This window comes from Mycobacterium xenopi (genome assembly GCF_009936235.1).
Classification (GTDB): domain Bacteria; phylum Actinomycetota; class Actinomycetes; order Mycobacteriales; family Mycobacteriaceae; genus Mycobacterium; species Mycobacterium xenopi.
The window spans coordinates 4,111,929-4,127,937 of the sequence record NZ_AP022314.1 but is presented as its reverse complement, the minus strand read 5'-3'; the positions used below and the strand labels follow the sequence as shown (position 1 = coordinate 4,127,937).

Annotated in this window: 18 protein-coding genes and 1 pseudogene; 13 read left to right on the top strand and 6 right to left on the bottom strand. The window is 63.7% G+C overall.

The features are described 5' to 3' along the window. Positions 1-346 precede the first annotated feature (346 nt). Positions 347-2,287 (bottom strand): hypothetical protein, encoded by a 1,941-nt coding sequence (locus MYXE_RS19685; protein WP_139821137.1) that lies wholly within the window; start codon positions 2,285-2,287, stop codon positions 347-349. Between the two features lie 221 nt (positions 2,288-2,508). Between MYXE_RS19685 and MYXE_RS19680 the strand changes: the two genes are divergently transcribed. From MYXE_RS19680 to MYXE_RS19665, 4 genes and pseudogenes are all read left to right on the top strand, one after another. Beyond that, a complete protein-coding gene (locus tag MYXE_RS19680; RefSeq protein WP_232061873.1) occupies positions 2,509-2,709 on the top strand; it encodes a transposase in 201 nt (66 codons plus the stop codon). 51 nt (positions 2,710-2,760) lie between these two features. After that, a complete protein-coding gene (locus MYXE_RS24720) occupies positions 2,761-3,255 on the top strand; it encodes an IS3 family transposase (RefSeq protein WP_085193032.1) in 495 nt (164 codons plus the stop codon). 509 nt (positions 3,256-3,764) lie between these two features. After that, positions 3,765-5,213, top strand: coding sequence for a group II intron reverse transcriptase/maturase (gene ltrA / locus MYXE_RS19670; RefSeq protein WP_085193031.1), 1,449 nt, complete (start codon positions 3,765-3,767; stop codon positions 5,211-5,213). Positions 5,214-5,336: 123 nt separating this feature from the next. Continuing rightward, a pseudogene (locus MYXE_RS19665) lies at positions 5,337-5,705 on the top strand (transposase); the annotation flags it as partial. Here the strand turns inward: MYXE_RS19665 and MYXE_RS19660 are convergent. After that, positions 5,684-6,898, bottom strand: coding sequence for an HNH endonuclease (locus MYXE_RS19660; protein WP_085198050.1), 1,215 nt, complete (start codon positions 6,896-6,898; stop codon positions 5,684-5,686). The pseudogene MYXE_RS19665 and the gene MYXE_RS19660 sit on opposite strands and share 22 nt — an antisense overlap. Positions 6,899-7,033: 135 nt before the next feature. On the opposite strand from MYXE_RS19660, the gene MYXE_RS24045 reads away from it, so the two are divergent. Beyond that, complete coding sequence (locus MYXE_RS24045; protein WP_174893207.1) at positions 7,034-7,183, top strand: nucleoside triphosphate pyrophosphohydrolase family protein; 150 nt, start codon at positions 7,034-7,036, stop codon at positions 7,181-7,183. A 757-nt stretch (positions 7,184-7,940) separates the two neighbouring features. Here MYXE_RS24045 and MYXE_RS19650 read toward each other — a convergent pair. Then, positions 7,941-8,153: a hypothetical protein gene (locus MYXE_RS19650; RefSeq protein ID WP_139821204.1), complete on the bottom strand. Its 213-nt coding sequence runs from the start codon at positions 8,151-8,153 to the stop codon at positions 7,941-7,943. A 183-nt stretch (positions 8,154-8,336) separates the two neighbouring features. On the opposite strand from MYXE_RS19650, the gene MYXE_RS19645 reads away from it, so the two are divergent. The 3 genes from MYXE_RS19645 to MYXE_RS19635 all read left to right on the top strand — a co-directional run bounded on the left by MYXE_RS19645 (position 8,337) and on the right by MYXE_RS19635 (position 10,512). After that, the gene (locus MYXE_RS19645) at positions 8,337-9,644 is read left to right on the top strand and encodes an ATP-binding protein (protein WP_085198055.1); all 1,308 of its coding nucleotides are present in this window, start codon (positions 8,337-8,339) and stop codon (positions 9,642-9,644) included. 93 nt (positions 9,645-9,737) lie between these two features. Beyond that, the gene (locus tag MYXE_RS19640) at positions 9,738-9,974 is read left to right on the top strand and encodes a hypothetical protein (RefSeq protein WP_142688752.1); all 237 of its coding nucleotides are present in this window, start codon (positions 9,738-9,740) and stop codon (positions 9,972-9,974) included. A 289-nt stretch (positions 9,975-10,263) separates the two neighbouring features. Continuing rightward, positions 10,264-10,512 (top strand): type II toxin-antitoxin system Phd/YefM family antitoxin, encoded by a 249-nt coding sequence (locus MYXE_RS19635; RefSeq protein ID WP_332102161.1) that lies wholly within the window; start codon positions 10,264-10,266, stop codon positions 10,510-10,512. Here the strand turns inward: MYXE_RS19635 and MYXE_RS19630 are convergent. Beyond that, positions 10,505-11,071, bottom strand: coding sequence for a hypothetical protein (locus MYXE_RS19630; protein ID WP_174893208.1), 567 nt, complete (start codon positions 11,069-11,071; stop codon positions 10,505-10,507). The genes MYXE_RS19635 and MYXE_RS19630 overlap by 8 nt on opposite strands. Positions 11,072-11,186: 115 nt before the next feature. On the opposite strand from MYXE_RS19630, the gene MYXE_RS19625 reads away from it, so the two are divergent. The 3 genes from MYXE_RS19625 (at position 11,187) to MYXE_RS19615 (ending at position 12,144) form a co-directional block, all read left to right on the top strand. Further along, positions 11,187-11,456 (top strand): hypothetical protein, encoded by a 270-nt coding sequence (locus MYXE_RS19625; RefSeq protein WP_003921169.1) that lies wholly within the window; start codon positions 11,187-11,189, stop codon positions 11,454-11,456. Beyond that, positions 11,453-11,845, top strand: coding sequence for a type II toxin-antitoxin system VapC family toxin (locus MYXE_RS19620; protein ID WP_085198058.1), 393 nt, complete (start codon positions 11,453-11,455; stop codon positions 11,843-11,845). Before MYXE_RS19625 ends, MYXE_RS19620 begins: the two co-directional genes overlap by 4 nt. Positions 11,846-11,943: 98 nt before the next feature. Next, positions 11,944-12,144: a hypothetical protein gene (locus MYXE_RS19615; RefSeq protein WP_085198061.1), complete on the top strand. Its 201-nt coding sequence runs from the start codon at positions 11,944-11,946 to the stop codon at positions 12,142-12,144. A gap of 4 nt (positions 12,145-12,148) precedes the next feature. On the opposite strand, the gene MYXE_RS19610 is transcribed toward MYXE_RS19615, so the two are convergent. After that, on the bottom strand, positions 12,149-13,696 hold the full coding sequence (locus tag MYXE_RS19610; RefSeq protein WP_085198064.1) for a molybdopterin-dependent oxidoreductase: 1,548 nt from the start codon (positions 13,694-13,696) through the stop codon (positions 12,149-12,151). Positions 13,697-14,173: 477 nt separating this feature from the next. On the opposite strand from MYXE_RS19610, the gene MYXE_RS19605 reads away from it, so the two are divergent. Continuing rightward, positions 14,174-14,452: a type II toxin-antitoxin system VapB family antitoxin gene (locus tag MYXE_RS19605; protein WP_085198066.1), complete on the top strand. Its 279-nt coding sequence runs from the start codon at positions 14,174-14,176 to the stop codon at positions 14,450-14,452. Beyond that, positions 14,449-14,847 carry a type II toxin-antitoxin system VapC family toxin gene (locus tag MYXE_RS19600; protein ID WP_085198069.1) on the top strand — a complete coding sequence of 133 codons (399 nt, stop codon included), beginning with the start codon at positions 14,449-14,451 and terminating at the stop codon, positions 14,845-14,847. The genes MYXE_RS19605 and MYXE_RS19600 overlap by 4 nt, the downstream gene beginning before the upstream one ends. Positions 14,848-14,936: 89 nt before the next feature. On the opposite strand, the gene MYXE_RS19595 is transcribed toward MYXE_RS19600, so the two are convergent. Next, on the bottom strand, positions 14,937-15,926 hold the full coding sequence (locus tag MYXE_RS19595; RefSeq protein WP_085198072.1) for an ERCC4 domain-containing protein: 990 nt from the start codon (positions 15,924-15,926) through the stop codon (positions 14,937-14,939). Positions 15,927-16,009: the final 83 nt, after the last annotated feature.

Sequence of the window (16,009 nt, the reverse complement as noted above, 5' to 3'; positions counted from 1 at the left end):
CTGACAAGCGATACCTTCCCTGCGACTGCGCTTCGCTGAATGCATACCGCGCCGCGAAAGGCAAGTCGGCCGTTCTCCTCGGTAGCGTCAATGGGGAAAGGCCTCCGGAGTTGAGTCATTGGGCACGACAGCAGAACGTGTGCCCGGAGGTCACCCAACCCAGCTGGCGCAGGTTCAGTCGTAGTTAGGCTGATCATCACCTGGGCTTGCACCCACTCCCGCTCGTACGCGTCGATCCGGAGGTGGTCCGCATCGATGCACTCGCCGCCATCGGCCTCATCGAAGCTGACAGATTCAACGGTGCACTCCCACGGCTCCTCGTATGACGGCCATGCAAAATGCGGCATTATTCCGCTTCCGGCTTCTTGAGTGGCGGTGGAGCGACGCTTGCTCGTGCCAGCCGCACGTCGACCGCTGATTCGGAGGCGGGAATCGGCAACTTACTCACACTGACGGCACGCACCGTTGTCTTTAAGAGGCGTCCACGCGGCTTGCCACGAAGGATAACCTCTCCGCCAGAGCCTGTTTCGGCGTCATCTTCCGCCTCGAAAGAGGCCCAGTCGACATCGACATGGCCGCCGTCGAGTCCGACGAAAGCCAGTTTTGGGACGACTTCCCACCCTTCAGGACGATTCTTAGCCCGGATTTCGAAGATCAAATGCCACGCGCCGTTGGCCACGTGCGCGTGCTGAATCCTTACGTCCGGTTTCCGGGCAGCCGAAGCGCCCCGTGCGCCAGTGCCGACTTCTCCCCGTAGGAAGCTCAGATTTCGGAAGATCGCCTCGGGTGGCTGGTCCTCGGAGACAGGTGGTGCACCGAATAACTCGAATAGTCGGTCGAGAATGGAACTCTCGATGTTCTGGAGGTTCGGCACCCAAGGTGCCCGATAATGCGCAGTTAGGTTTGCTTGCGAGGTCTGGTTTCTACCGCGGCGCGGAATCCAGCGATCATGTGCTGGCGGCTCCGCGAAGCGGAGGAAGTCGTCTGCCCGTTCATCTTCTATGGAAGGGTTATCAGGCCGTATCGCTGCACCCGCTAGCAAGAAGGCGTGATAGGTCCGGCCCTCGAACTCCCTGTCAACCGTCTGCACGACCATCTCCGGGCGGCGTAATAGGCACACCTTGTTCTCGAGAGAATCGTGTTCGTCATCCGAGAGGGTGACGACTAGCTTGGCAGTGTGCTCGAAAGCTGGGTGTGGATCATGCGCATCGATTCGAGCGGAGATAGCAATCGGTACATCCCGAACGACGACCGAACCGACTTCCTCTAGTGTGTCGTCTACGTCACCAGCATCGAATCGGTTCAATGCCCTTACAAGCTCGGCGTACTGGTCGGCCGGGTCGACCGCATGCTGAAGTACAAGTTCATCACCGTCGAGCACTTCAGTGCGTACTCTAAGGCGCTTCCGAGTAAGCAGTGGCCAGAAGTCTTCTTCGATCGCCGCGCCGAGGCGCTTCGCGAAGGATTCAAGCTCCTTGATGTCCCCCATGCCTTTCTCGGGTTCGTCCGGGTCATAGAAGCCGACCAATAATGCAGAAGTTCCTGGCCGACTGTCGTGCCGCCGTAACTTGAGCGCGTCGACGAGTTCCTGGTGGTCCCATACCGACGCTACGTAGCCGTTTCCGTTAATGGCGCCGAAGAAGCCTCGGCCCTGGTAGTTGATGTTGTTGATCTGATGGACCACACCCTGGTTCACACCGAGTAGCCGGTTCTGCCATCGGCTGTTCACAGCTTCTTCTGGCGAGATGGTCGAGTTGAATATAACTGTCTGCAGACGCGAAAACCGCCAATAAACGGCCTTGCCCAAGCCGAAGGACCCGCCGGATGTCTTGTCTTTCCCGCTAAATAGATCCAGTCGACACAACTTGATGAAGTTGCCGTACTGCGTGGGATTCCCTTCTGCGAACTCAGGGCCCGTTAACCCACGCGCACCATAGTCGGCGATTCGCAACAGTACGAGTGCATCCGAGGACTCAAGGGCCGCGAGTCCAGACTGCAGCTGCCCTGCGGAAACGGCTCCTTCTGCTGCGCCCGCCATTGCTTGGAGGTGTGGTTTCAAGTCCGTCTGCCAGCCGATCGCATCCTCGAATCGAGACCGTAAATCACCTTTAAGTCTGATGAACGAATAGACAAGGTCCGCTTTGTGGCCGTCTAACCGAGCATCGTTGCTGTTCTGGGCACTCTCACGGGCTAGCGACGGAAGGCCCGCGTTGACTGTCCATTGGTTTGCGTTTCCGTAGTTGGCGTAGCTCGGGCTTTGCTTCTCCCATTGCCAAGTAACCGGCAAGCGTCCTCCCCTGGTCTGTTGACCTTCCGATTCGTCATTCTGTTAAGCTCGCTGTACATTCATGTAGTTTTCCGCCAACTTTAAGGCTATCAACACCTGGGGTTGACCCCTGATGGTGGACACCTGACTGGTGGGACTGCTGGTCCCGCGGGAAGGATGTCCGTATGTCGGGCAAGCGTCGCAGGTACACCCCGGAGTTTCGGGAGCAGGCTGCCCGCTTGGTGATTGAGACCGGCCGGCCGGTGGCTCATGTAGCCGCGGAGATTGGTGTTGGTGAAGCAGTGCTGGGGCGTTGGGTGCGCCTCCAACGTCAAGGGGCTTCTTCTGGTGATACTGGCGCGGTGCTAGATGCTGATGAACGCGCAGAGCTGGAGCGTCTGCGCCGTGAAAACGCTGAATTACGTTTGGACCGTGAGTTTTGAAAAAGCCGCGGCCTTCTTCGTCTCCGAACAGCACCGGTAGAAGCTTACCGGGTGATCGAGGCGGAGAAGGCCACCTACCCGGTTAAGCGGATGTGCGAGTGCCTGGAGGTGTCCCGGTCGGGGTTCTACAAATGGCGCAAATCCCGCGAGCGCGGTCCGACCCCGGCCCAGCAGCGGCGCGCCGAGTTGGACGCCAAGGTCGCCAAGTTCCACGCGGCCTCCGACGGCGTCTATGGCGCCCCACGCATCCTGGCCGATCTACGCGATGACGGTGAGCGGGTCTCGCGCAAGACGGTGGCGGCCTCACTGCGCCGCCAAGGCCTGGCCGGGATCTGCCCCCGGCGGTTCGCGTCGGCCACCACGGTGGTTGACCTGGATGCTGCGGTGCCTAAAGACCTGGTCAAGCGTCGTTTCGACACCGGGATCCTCAACCGGGTGTGGACCTCGGATATCGAGCGCCGTGAGGCGCTGTTTGACCGAACGGGGGTGAGAGACCACCGTCGCCGAGTCATCGCAGTGGCGCGGCAGAAGCTGGGGGCAGCCTGATCCGAGGAGGCAACGGTGAGGGTGGGAAGCAGCCCCGACAACGCCGGGACGGCCTGGTACTGCCAGACGGGTTGGGTCCGGCTAGCGAGACGGGAAGGTGTACGCGAGGAACCAGCGGCTGAACGCCTCTCAAGAGAAAAACACCAGCTCCAACCTGGCGGATGTGGGCTGGGCAGCGACGCGCACCCGCCCTGATGGCGGGGAACTCGCGGGCCGGTTGATGTCGCCGGTTCGGGAGGTCACGGTGAAGGTCTGCGGCGTAGCCGTGACGAGGTCGCAGGGGCATAGCTGGGCACCTCACCCGTCGATCGGTTGACAGTGAACACGGGAACCACCGCGCCGGTCCCCGACCCGACCCGGCAGCCCGCCGGGCGGGAGGAAGGCAGTCGTCGGCTGATGCCGGTGTGGTGGGGCGGAGGAGCCGTAGTAGTCCGAGGCCGGGAAAGCCGGTCACATGGCGAAGGGCTCCAGCAGGTTCGCGGCAAGTACGCAAACTGTGGAGGTCACTTGTGAATACGAGTGCTTCGTGGCCCGACCCGGATACGGCCGAGCTGCGGGTACGCAGGATGCAGCGCAAGCTGCACCACTGGGCGGTTGATGAAACCGACCGCTGTTTCGATGATTTGTACAACCTCGTTTATGACCCCGCGTTCCTCACCGTCGCGTGGGAGCGGGTGCGGACGAACAAGGGTGCGCGTTCTGCTGGAACCGATGGGATCGCACCGCGGTCTGTCGGCCCGGTGGAGGCGGTCGGATTGCTTGCGCGGCTCCGTCAGGAACTCAAGGAGCGGGTGTTCCGGCCGGATCCGGTGCGGGAGGTGACGATCCCGAAGGCGAACGGCAAGCTCCGCAGCCTGGGTATCGCGACCGTCGCCGACCGGGTCGTGCAAGCTTCGCTGAAGCTGGTGTTGGAGCCCATTTTCGAGGCGGACTTTCATCCGTGCTCATACGGGTTCCGGCCACGCAGGCGAGCCCAGGACGCCATCGCCGAGATCCATCACCTCGCCAGCGGCTCACGGGCCTATCACTGGGTTTTCGAGGGAGACATCACGGCGTGCTTCGACGAAATCTCGCATTCGGCCCTCATGGACCGAGTGCGGCGACGCATCGGGGATAAACGCGTTCTGGCCCTGGTGAAGTCGTTTCTCAAGGCAGGGATTCTCTCGAAGGATCTCGGCTACCGGGACAACGTCACCGGCACTCCGCAAGGCGGAATCCTGTCACCACTGCTCAGCAATGTCGCCCTGTCCGTTCTCGATGAGCACTTCGCCGCGAAGTGGAAGGCGCTCGGCTCGGAATGGACACGTGCCAAGCATCGACGCGCAGGAGTCCCGACCATGAAAATCGTCCGCTACGCGGACGATTTTTGTGTCATGGTCCACGGCACTCGCGTTGATGCCGAAGCGCTGTGGGGCGAGATCGCGGCAGTGCTCGCGCCGATGGGCCTGCGCCTGTCGGTCGAAAAGAGCAGGGTTTGCCACATCGACGAGGGGTTTGAGTTCCTCGGCTTCCGCATCCAGCGGCAGCTCAAGAAGGGCACGACCAAGCACTACGTCTACACCTGGCCGTCGAAGAAGGCACTCATGTCCATCACCGAGAAGGTCAGGAATCTGACGCGGCGACACAAACATCGGACGCTGGCTGATCTGTTGCGCCGACTCAACCCCGTCCTTCGGGGATGGTGCAACTACTTTCAGCACGGGGTGTCCAAACGCACCTTCGACTACCTCGACCACTTCGCATGGTGGCGGGTGGTGACCTGGATGCGCAAACGGCACCACGGGCTGGCGTGGGGCGTCTTCCATCGACGGTTCCTGCCCAATTGGCAGATCCGCGAAGGCAAGACGGCGATGTTCCGGCCGCAGAAGGTAGAGGTCACCCGATACCGCTACCGGGGCACGAAGATCAATACCCCATGGACAGCGAGGCCGACGGACATCACTGCACCAGTGGCATGAATCCGTGGAGAGCCCGTTGCGGAGAGATTCGCTCGGCGGGTTCGGAGGGCGGGCCGGGGAAACGGATTGGCAGAAATGCCGACACCGCGCCTCGGTCCGACCCCTACACCTATCTGAGCACGGGTGAGGGCCGCCGTGGAGATGGCTGTGGCGATGCGCGGCGAGCTCGCCGAGCAGGTCGTGTTGCACGCCGATCGCGGCTGCCAGTACACCTCGGCACAGCTCGCGCGGTTCGCCCGCGAGCACAACCTGGCCCGTTCAGTTGGCCGCACAGCGGTGTGTTGGGACAACGCCCAGCAGGAATCATTTTGGGCCACACTGAAAGTCGAGTTCTACGACCGATATCTGTGGCCGACCAAGACGGCCGCCAAGCTCGCCGTGGGCGATTGGATCGAGCGGGTCTATAACCGACGCAGACGTCATTCGGCCCTCGCTATGATGAGGCCGGTCGAGTTCGAAGACCAACTCACTCAGACGGCACAAGCCGCCTGACCCTGTGTCCACCAAACGGGGTCAAGCCCACACCTTTTACAATTTAGAGTTGCTTCGCGACCGCTACTCGATAGTGGGCGAGGCACCATGAATGTATGCGCTGGTCTGTGGCTATCGCTCCCCCATGCTGGCAGGAAGCTGATATCCAGCCGCTCACTCTGCTTGTACCCCGACCAAGTCGGCACACCGGCGGGCTGCCCACGGTAGATGCCGCGGGCGGCGGCCACGACGCGCTCATGCTGCGTCGGCCATTGGATTTCGGAGGCGATCTCGTCCAGCACGTTTCGGTCACGCTCCAGCACGCGGTCCACCATCGATACCGCTGGCAACGCACCGCCCTTGTCACCGTTGCAGCGGGCGCACGCCAGCACCAGATTGGCCAGCCCGTCGATACCGACCAGCGACCACGGCAGCACATGATCGACCGGATTGTTCACCGGCAGATGAGTGCCGCAGTAGAAACAGTGCGGGCCGAACGCCTCCTTGAACGGCTCCCGTACGGCGGCCAGCGCGGTGCGCTCGCGACCAAACAGGTGTCCCGCCACGTCAGGGACCTGGGAGTGCAGGAATCTGTTCATCCGACGCACGTCGTCGACCCACATGATCTCCAACGCCAGCTTGAGTAGCCCGGCGAGCCGAGCAAGACCCTGCGCCACACCCGGTTTAAGTTCGATCGCATCGCCGCGGGCGTGGAGTGTCGACCGTGGGACCTGGTCGTGCAGGAACGAGTCGTCGTAGAGAAACGGATCGCTCGCCGACGAGCCCGGCAGTTTCTGGAGCCGATGCAGCGGCTGCTGCGCCAGGCACAGGGCGATTTCGTCGACGGCGCTTTGATACGCGGCAGGCGCGCGCAGCCCGGCGATGTCCACCGGTAGACCCGTGCCTGTAACTTCGGTCGCCTCACGTAACGCGGTCGTGGCAACCAGGATTCGTGCCCGCGGTTGCGTCGACTGGCGCAATTCATGGCCCTCGAATGGGCGCACCTGCGGCCAGTACAGCTCTAGCACTCGATGCGCCAGATCGGGGATCGGCACACGCAGCACATCGTCGGTCCGCTCGGGCATGTTCTCAATGCAGTGGTCGATCAACGCCATCAGTGTGGCAAGTTTGTAGGTGGCCGTGCGCAGCCCGGTCTCCAGGATCGCCAGCACCCGCTGGCCAAGCAGCAGCGGGTCGGCAGCGTCACCGTCCACGGCGCACCGTCGATGTCATTCCGACGGTATAGAACTGCACCACCGCATTATTGCGAAGGAGAGGGACAGCGTGGGCAAACTCGTCCGGGACAAGATTCCCGATATCATTCGGCCTCCGGACGCACGCCTCATGTGATGAGGCTCGGCCTGAACGAGTACCCAACGGCGCTGCACGCCAATCTTCGTGAAGAGGTCGATGAACTCGTCGCCGCACACACCATGGACGCCGTCATCGACGAGGCCGCCGACATCATCGAAGTGCTCGCCGCGATTGACGGCGAATAGGGAGTCGGCCTCGACAGCATTTTCGATGCCGCACAACGCAAGCGCGTGGAGCGGGGAGGATTTCGCATGCTCTGGCTGAACGGCATCGAGCCGACCCACCAGCCGGCGCGCATGGCGCCGCCGCACGGTAGGTGTTGCGAGCTATTCGGCCATCCCACGCGAACGGGTGGCCATTCTGACACGGTCCAGACCGGAATAAGACAACCCCTAAGACTTGGCGGCCCTCAGTAGCTGCTTACGTATGCGTTCGGTGAGCCGATTGTCGACATCCATGTGCAGCAAGCCAGGATTGATCGCTCTGGATAATCCCACGTCCGTAGCGCATCACATCCGGTAACTCAGCGATACGTTCCACCAAATCGTCGATGAATGTCTCATTACGATGCCGTCGGCATCAGCAGTGCTTTTATCACCCCAGGGTCCAAAAGTCTGGGAACGCGGGCGTAAGTATGAAACCTTCCCTCTGCGTAGCCAATTTGCTTAGGTGTTCTATTGCGGTCTGCTACGAACGCGCGACCTGTAGGCCGCTGCCTGAACACCGGTCGGCGTGGCTAGCGGAGGCGGCAATCGCGCAGCCGAGTTGGATGCCGCACGGCGCTGCACGAGCACCGAGGCAAGGCCGCGTAGCGCGACCCCTGCGGGCTTCTCGATGAGCAGCTTGGTCAAGTCATCTCGTGCGGTGCGGATCGCCGCTACATCGATTTCCTCGTACGCACTCCGGACGGCATAGGTGCCGGTTTGAAGGACACCGAACGCATCAGTTCTGCGCCGGCGAGACCGTAGACACGTCCGCTGTCCCCGCGCTGGGCCCGTTGATGCTGTCGCTGGGCTCGGTACGCGAGTTCGCCGGCCTTGTGTGCGCGACCGCAACCTTGCGCTCACGCATTCCGCGGGCAACGGGGCGCGCCGCGAAGGACAGCGCGAGCACCGCGGTGGCCACGACAATGCACCAGAAGGACTTCACGGTCAACTCGAGAACCAGCAGCGCGCCGAACAAAGCGACCCCAAACGAATCCGTCCGCGATGATTGACGTAGCGCTTAATGGCCGAAACCTAGCCAAAGCGACCGACAACCAGTGCTGCGTTAGTCCGGCTCGTCCGGGCGCCAATTGCACTTCAGCCGTTGTCGGTGCATGGCGGCAGACTGTCAGTCATGTCTGATGTCCAGGTATCGTCGGCGGCAGTCGCCTTGGCCGGCGAAAACCCTGATGTTCGTCGTGCCGTCGAACTTGTCGGCCAGATCCTCTCTGGATCAGTAACCACCCGGACGACGCTGGATGGGTTTTTGCACGAGACTCTCGGCCGGCCCGGGTCGGAGTTAGTCTGCGACTCGCGCAAGCTCTCCTCGATCGGCCACGTAACCGCAGGCTTGGCCATCGCCGCGCTGATCGACCGCTTCGATCCCAGGCTCGGCCCGGGTGACGATGACGAACCTCCCACCTGGGGGCACGTCGAGATCGGTGAACAGCGCCTGGCACCACCGGCGGCCCTATCGGCCTACTTCGCCGCCGGCGAGCTCGCTCCTGCGCCACTGGTGGTGCGGCTCTGCGAATATGCCGGATTCAGCGACGAACCTCGACTGCAGGTCTACACAGCCCCGGCAGACCGAGCACATGGCCAGGCGGTGATCGAGGCGATCATGGCCGACGCCGACGGCGCCAAGAACCTGTTTCGTGGTAAGGCACTCACCGCGACCGAGCACAACGGCCTGGTTCTTGAAGTCACCGACCTACCCGCTGTGACACGCTCGAATGTCATTGTGCCCGAATCGGTATGGTCGGAGATCGACCTGAATGTCGCGGCAGTGACTACTCACCGCGAGCTAATGACCAACTTGGCGCTGGGAGTGCGTCGCGGTGTGCTGCTGGCTGGTCCGCCTGGTGTTGGCAAGACCGTGATTTCCCAGGTAATCGCTCGAGAGTTGCTCGGCGCGTTCACCGTGATAATCGTCGACGCCCGCGCCGGGCAGTCCACCTTGGCCGGGGTATACAAGGAAGCTCACACGCTCGGCCCGACATTGATTGTGCTGGAGGATCTCGACCTCATTGTCGGTGACCGTCGCAAGAGCAGTGACACCCGCGCGTTGTCGGAATTCCTAGCCGTGATGGATACAGACCCGTCCGCGCCCATCCTGACGTTGGCCTCCACCAATGACGTCATGGCGCTGGATGCCGCCTCCATCCGCACCGCACGCTTCGACTCTATCGTCGAGATCGGCTACCCGGACCGCGATGCCGCCGCCAAGATCCTGTCGACCTATCTGCGCGGCGTCCCCGGCGGCGAGAGCGTCGACGTGCGAGCCGTGGCGGCCCGCTTCGGCAGCGAGATCAGTGGAGCGGATATCCGCGAGATCGTGCGCCGCACTGTCCTTGCCGGCGGTGCGGTCACCGAAGCCGGGTTAATTGCCACGGTGCAATCCCGACGCTTCAAACCCCAACTACCCCAAGGAAACTACCTCTAGCCATACCGGTAGTAGAGGCTCGGGTCCGCTTGTCCACAGTGCTAAGACTGTCCTCACCTACAAGTGCCGCGGCGGCGGCTAACCCGCGACAAGATGACGACAAATAAGTGGCGCATCCACGGCTGTGGGTGGCTGAGCCGGGAGCCCACCTGCCGGAAATACGGCGCCCCCCGCGTGCACATTTGCACCCCATGCGGCTCGCTCATCATCGGTGCGCGCTCCCAGATGTGGTTTCCGTGGAAAGTGCGCAACCAATGGGCCGAAGGCGGCCGGTCCAACTATTCCGACCACATCTGGTCGCCGATCGTCTGGCACCCCAACCGCAAATGAGGGGCGCTGAGTGCCGTGACAAATTCCGAGACACCCGCCGATGGGCCAGTGGCAGCGGTCTTTCGATGGATGCGCTACGCCTGGACGAATACCGCGCCACACCGCACCACAAGGTGCGCGAAGAGGTCGACGAACTCATCGCCCCTTGCACCCCTGAGGCCGCCATCGATGAGGCCGCCATCGATGAGGCCGCCGCCAGCGTCGAAGCCCAGCCGGTGCCACCGAGGGTCACTCAGCGCCCATCGGGACGCGAGGACGTCGTTAGCTTGGCAGCAGTTCTCCTACCATCGTGGTCATCGCGACGATTCCCCAAAAGGAACTCCGCAATAACGTCGGCGAGGTTCTGCGCCGGGCAGAAGCGGGCGAGGAGATCACGATCACCGTCGCAGGCCGGCCAGTGGCGCAGCTGGGCCCGGCCATGCAGAAGCGATGGGTCGGCGGTCCGGCGTTGCGAGCTGTCTGGCGGACGCCGGCTCCGAAAACACTGAGCAACGAGCTCAAGCGATTCCCCGCCTCGATGGTGGGTCCGTTCAAATAACCGATGCGCAGTAGTCGACACCTCCGTCCTTATTGGGGAGGAACCGCCTTCGCACGTCGAGGCCGCGATCAGCGTTGCGTCGATTGCCGAGTTGCACTTTGGCGTTCTCGTCGCAGCCGACGACGATGAACGCGCGCTTCGTACGGCGCGGCTCGGCGCGATCGAATCCGCATTTGGCTAAGCCGTCTTTGGTGTCGACAACTTCGGCGATCTTGATTTCCGAGTCGTCCGCGTCGGGGGTCAGCGGCGGCGGCTCGGGTGAGATCGAGCGCATCAGCTCGGCGCCCGCGACGCCGTAGGTACCTCGGCTGTCCCCGCGCCGAGCCCATTGGTTTTGGCGGTCTGCGCGGTACGCGATTTCCTCTGCCTCGCGGGCGGCAGCAGCCCGGCGCTCACGCACTTTGCGGACAACGGCGCGGGCCGCGAAGAACAGCCCGGCCACCGCGGCCGCCGCGATCAACCACCAGAAGAACTTCACGATCAGCCCGATGATCAGGAGCACGGCGAAGAACACTGCGACACCCGGTGCGGTGCTGCGAGGACGCGAAGAGCGCTTCATGACCGAAATGTAGCCGCGGCGGCTGACATCGTGCGGCGTGCTCGCAAGCTCGGGGCGCACTCTGACCATGCTCGAGGAAGTGTTACACCGATCAAGTGGGTGTTACACTATAACGATGCCGACCCATCGCCGGCGCCACGCCATCACCGAGACCGACGAGATCAGCAACGCACTGGAGATCGCCCGCCGCACCTGGCCCGACCTTGCCCACAAGCCGGGCGCGCTGCTGCGCCAACTCATCTTGGTTGGTCGGAATACCCTCGCCCACAACGATGCTGCAGGCACCCGCGCACGCTGCCGAGCGGTCGAAACTACCAGTGGCGCGCTGGCCGGGGTCTTCGGAAGTGACTATCTCAGGGAGCTGCGTGAGGACTGGCCCGAGTGATCATCCTCGATGCCAGCGTTTTGATCGGTCATTTCGAGTCGGCCGACGCCCACCACGCCGAAGCCACCGGACTACTCGCGGCGCACGCGGCAGAGTCGTTCGCCGCCAGCGTGATCACCCTCGCGGAGGTCTACGTCGGGGCCGCCCGGGCCGCACAAGCCGACCGGCTTCACCAGCTGCTGGCGCGGTTGCAGATCGAGAGCCTGGAACTTCCGGCCAGCGCTGCCCGCCGTCTCGGTGAGTTGCGCGCTACAACCAGTTTGAAGATGCCGGACTGCTGCGTGCTTTACAGCGCGGAACAGTACAACGCCGCGATCGCCACCTTCGACGACAAACTCGCCGCTCGAGCAGCCGAGCTCGGATTGCCCGTCGCGGCGGGCCAGCCGTAGCCGGGCTCGCCCGTCGGTGTCGGCGTGCTCATCCAACGATGGAGCTGATCGGCGACATCGGCCGAACGAGCCTCGGCGCTCGCGCATAGCATCCTCATATGAGAAGGGCTTTCGTCGTTGTGTTCGCGGTCGGGTTGATCGTCGCGGTGTTCGGTCTGATCTGGGCGCTCCAGGGATTCGGAGTGCTTAGTGGTAGCCCGATGAGCAACACCACGACCTGGTCCATCATTGGTCCGATCACGGTGCTGATCGGCATCGTGATTGCGGTATTCAGTTGGCGGAAACTCTCGTCGAAATAGTGCTTCATGTCTCGGCCACGGTGAAGTCCACCGTGTGCCAGCCGGTGGCGCCGTCGGGTACGGTATCAACCTGATCTGCAGTCTGGGTAGCTCCGGTGTTGTCGGTGGCGCGCACGGTGATGCTTTGTTTCCCAGGGCTTTTCGCCTGCCAGGGGAAGCTCCACAACCGCCATGTGTCGTTGGAATAGCTCGCGCCCAGTTCAGCGGGCTGCCACACGCCATCGTCGATACGGACTTCCACGGCCCGCACCCCGCGATTTTGTGCCCACGCGACACCGCCAAACACCACGGGCCCCATCGGCACTTTCTGACCACGTCTCGGCACGTCGATCCGCGACTCGGTCTTGACGGGTCCACGCGGTGCCCAGCCCTGCCGCGTCCAGTACGCCTCTGCTCTGTCGAAACGGGTCAGCTCCATCTCGACGACCCACTTGGTGGCCGACACGTACCCGTAGAGCCCGGGTACCACCAGCCGGGCCGGGTAGCCATGCTCGATCGGCAGCGGCTGCCCGTTGAGGCCGACCGCCAGGAGCGCGTCGCGGCCATCGGTGAGCGCCTCCACGGGCGTGCCGGCGGTGAACCCGTCGATCGACGTCGAGAGCACCATGTCGGCGTCCGCGTGCACACCGGCAGCCGCGAGCAGATCAGCCACCCGGTAGCCGGTCCAGATGCCCGTCGAAATCAGATTGCCACCAACGGGATTCGATACGCAGGTTAACGTCGTCACCGTTTCGACGACGTCGAAGTGGACCAGGTCGTCAAAGCTGTAGGTGGCTTCGCGGTCCACCATGCCGTGGATGCGCAGCCGCCAGTCGCCGTGGCTGAGTTGGGGAACACTGAGTGCGGTGTCCACCCGGTAAAAGTCGGCGCTCGCGGTGATAAAGCTCGGTAGCGCAACGCCTTTCGGTTGCACATCCGCAGGTATCGGTCGCGCCGATATGCGCGGTCGGGGAAGTGCGAAGCTGTTGAGGTCAGCGGCCACCGAGTGCACCAACCGCGTGATGACCGCACCGACCACGCCGCTCGCCACTCCGAATCCGAGCAACCCGAACATGACCACCCTGCGCCTGCCGGTATCCGGCTCGTCGTGGTGGGCTTGGTCTTCCGGGTCTCCCAGGCCGGGCCCGAACCGACGGGTGAGCAAGCGAAGGACCGCCACGCCGCAGGCGGCGCCCGCGAAGGTGGGGATGGTGTCGAGTGCTGTCGCACCCTGCCGCGACAACACTGCGATGCATCCGAGGACGCCCGCCGCGGCGATCACGGCGCTGCCGAGCGGGCGGCGCCGAGTCTCGAGGGTCCCGGCGATTGCGGCGATCGTGGCGATCACCACGAGCACGACGACGGCCACGAAGACTTTGTCCAAAGAGCCCAGGGTCTGAATCGCCAACTCTTTGATGGGCCCCGGTGTCAGGTCGACGGCCACTGAGCCGATCGCGGCGCGCGCATCGGCCCGCGCACCGAACGGGATGCCCACCAGCTGGGCTACCCCGAGCGCGATGGACGCGGCGACGACGCCGGTGATCATCCGCTCATTCGATGGAGCGACAGCCATCGGAGCTACTGTACTCGCGTCCCCGGTCAACGACTGCAAACAGCTTGCCGTGCAGGCAAACCGGCGGCATCGGCATGCTGCGGTCGATCCGCGGCACGGTACTGGCGCGCTAGCCTGCCGCTGCACTGGCAATGAAGCCAACCGCCGGCGCTGCCTCGTCGGGTCCGGCGAGCCGGCTTGTCGCTGAATGGTCGCGACAGTGCAGGCTTTTTGCATCATGGACCGGCAGCGTGATGGTGTACAGAAATGACCGAAGTCGGCCATACGTCACTCGATCCCGGAGAGCGCGGATCGGCGCGATGGTGACGCTGAGCCGTCAAACCTACGATTCGCTGCTAACCTCAGCGGCCCGGAACAGTGGTCGGTAGGCCGACTGCCGTTGCAGCGTTGAGGAGGCGTTCGTCGTAGGTAACAACGCGGTCGACTGACAACCCGACGTAGTATATAACAGGTACCTGCAAAAGGTAGACTTCTACCATGGGCCTGAACATCAAGAACGAAGAAACCACCGCATTGGTTCGCGAGCTCGCCAAGAGGACGGGATTGACCCAAACGGCTGCGATCACCGAAGCGGTGCGCGCCAAACTGGCCGAGCTGGATCGCGACCAGACCGATACGCAGCGCCGGCGCGAGAGGCGACACGCCCGTGTGCGTCAATTGCTGAATGAACTGCATAGTTCGCTGACCGACGTGGAGCGAGCGCAGCTCAAGGACGCGGAACGAGAGCTCTACGACCAGGCCGGCTTGCCGTCGTGATCGTCGACACCTCGGCGATCGTTGCGATTGTGCGTGGTGCAACGCACGCGGAACAGCTCGCCGAGCTCCTCGTGGATGCGACGGCGCCCAAGATGTCGGCGGCCACCATGGTGGAGGTCAACGCCGTCCTGGCGCGGCGCTTGCGCCCAGAGGATCTGCGCCGGGTCGAGCGACTACTGGATGAGTGGGAGATCGAACTGGTGCCCTTCGACACCGAGCAGGCTGAAATCGCCAGCCGGGCTTACCTTGACTTCGGGCGGGGCAGCGGGCACCCGGCGGCGCTCAACCTCGGCGACTGCTACTCCTATGCGCTCGCCAAGGTGAGGAGTGAACCATTGCTGTACGTGGGTGACGATTTCGTCCACACCGACATCTCGGCCGCTCACCGTCCATGAGCAACGCCAGTCCGCCTTCGACGCTGCACCCCCAGATGTAGTTTCCTCTGGACGGACCCTGGGCCGAGGGTGTCCGGCATCGGCGCCCCTCAGGTCGCGTCGTTGGCGTCGTGCCACGCCTGCCAGATGTCGGGGCGCAGGCGGCCGCGCTCGGGAACTGGTAGGCCGGCGGCGCGCGCCCAGGCGCGGACCTCGGCGGTGCTCGGTTCCGGCGCGGCGGCCGCAAGATGGAGTTCGCTGATGTCGATCCGCATCGGTGAGATACGTTGCAGCGCTGCGCCTTCACCAACAGCCCACACGTGCGCGGCGGCGAGGAACCGGTAGGTCCACTCCTCGGCGAGCTGGCGGGTCTCGCAGAACACCACCGGCACGTTGGGCCAGCGGACCTGGAGCTCTGCCAGCCCGTCGGCGACCACGGCGGGACGGACCCGGTCGAGCTTGAACAGCTGTGAGTAGCGGTCCTCCACGACAACCGCAGCGCGCGGCAGCGCGGCCAGATCGGCGACCTGATACCGCAGCTTGCCGCCGGTCAGGCTGGCCACCAGATCGGCCAGCGATTTGCGTTCCACGCTGGCCACCAATAGCCCGTCGACGACGAGCCCGTAGTCGCCGCACGGCAGCGCCCGCCGCACAGTGCTGGCCTGCTGGGCGGCAAACCGGTAGGCGTACTGCTCGTGCGCGTCGATGAGAATCTGCAGTTCTTCGATGCCCTGGGCACGGGCGGTCGGGGTGCGCACATTCGGACGGGCCTGCTTGCGGGTGCGCGGCGATTGCCAAAACACCGCGTCGCGGCCCCGGGCGGTGGTGAACACCAGCTGGGAGCGGTTCTCCCTCGACCGCTGCACAATCAGGTCGATCGCCGCGCCCCGGCGCTGACACGACCGCAGCGCAACGCGTTCGACGATCACGGGGTCGGCGGGCCACTCGTCGAGGCTGACCGGGTAGCAGTACAGCGCCTTGACCCGCGGCCAGGTGCCCGCGGTCCGAAACAGCAGGTCGCCACCGGGTTGCGGAATCCGCAGCAGATACGGCAGCCGGGAATCCTCATCGGGGTTCACCGCGATCAGCAACTCTGCCATGAATCAGAGTCTGCCGATTCCCGCAAGGCCGCGCGGGCCGCCCCCAAACATTTCGTGTCACGCCAGGCTGTCAAACCTCATCT

Coding starts and splice junctions, on each gene's coding strand:
- MYXE_RS19640 (WP_142688752.1), top strand. CDS start 9,738: ATGACGACAAATAAGTGGCGCATCCACGGCTGTGGGTGGCTGAGCCGG.
- MYXE_RS19610 (WP_085198064.1), bottom strand. CDS start 13,696: ATGGCTGTCGCTCCATCGAATGAGCGGATGATCACCGGCGTCGTCGCC.
- MYXE_RS19630 (WP_174893208.1), bottom strand. CDS start 11,071: ATGAAGCGCTCTTCGCGTCCTCGCAGCACCGCACCGGGTGTCGCAGTG.
- MYXE_RS19615 (WP_085198061.1), top strand. CDS start 11,944: ATGAGAAGGGCTTTCGTCGTTGTGTTCGCGGTCGGGTTGATCGTCGCG.
- MYXE_RS19645 (WP_085198055.1), top strand. CDS start 8,337: ATGTCTGATGTCCAGGTATCGTCGGCGGCAGTCGCCTTGGCCGGCGAA.
- MYXE_RS24045 (WP_174893207.1), top strand. CDS start 7,034: ATGAGGCTCGGCCTGAACGAGTACCCAACGGCGCTGCACGCCAATCTT.
- MYXE_RS19605 (WP_085198066.1), top strand. CDS start 14,174: ATGGGCCTGAACATCAAGAACGAAGAAACCACCGCATTGGTTCGCGAG.
- MYXE_RS19625 (WP_003921169.1), top strand. CDS start 11,187: ATGCCGACCCATCGCCGGCGCCACGCCATCACCGAGACCGACGAGATC.
- MYXE_RS19595 (WP_085198072.1), bottom strand. CDS start 15,926: ATGGCAGAGTTGCTGATCGCGGTGAACCCCGATGAGGATTCCCGGCTG.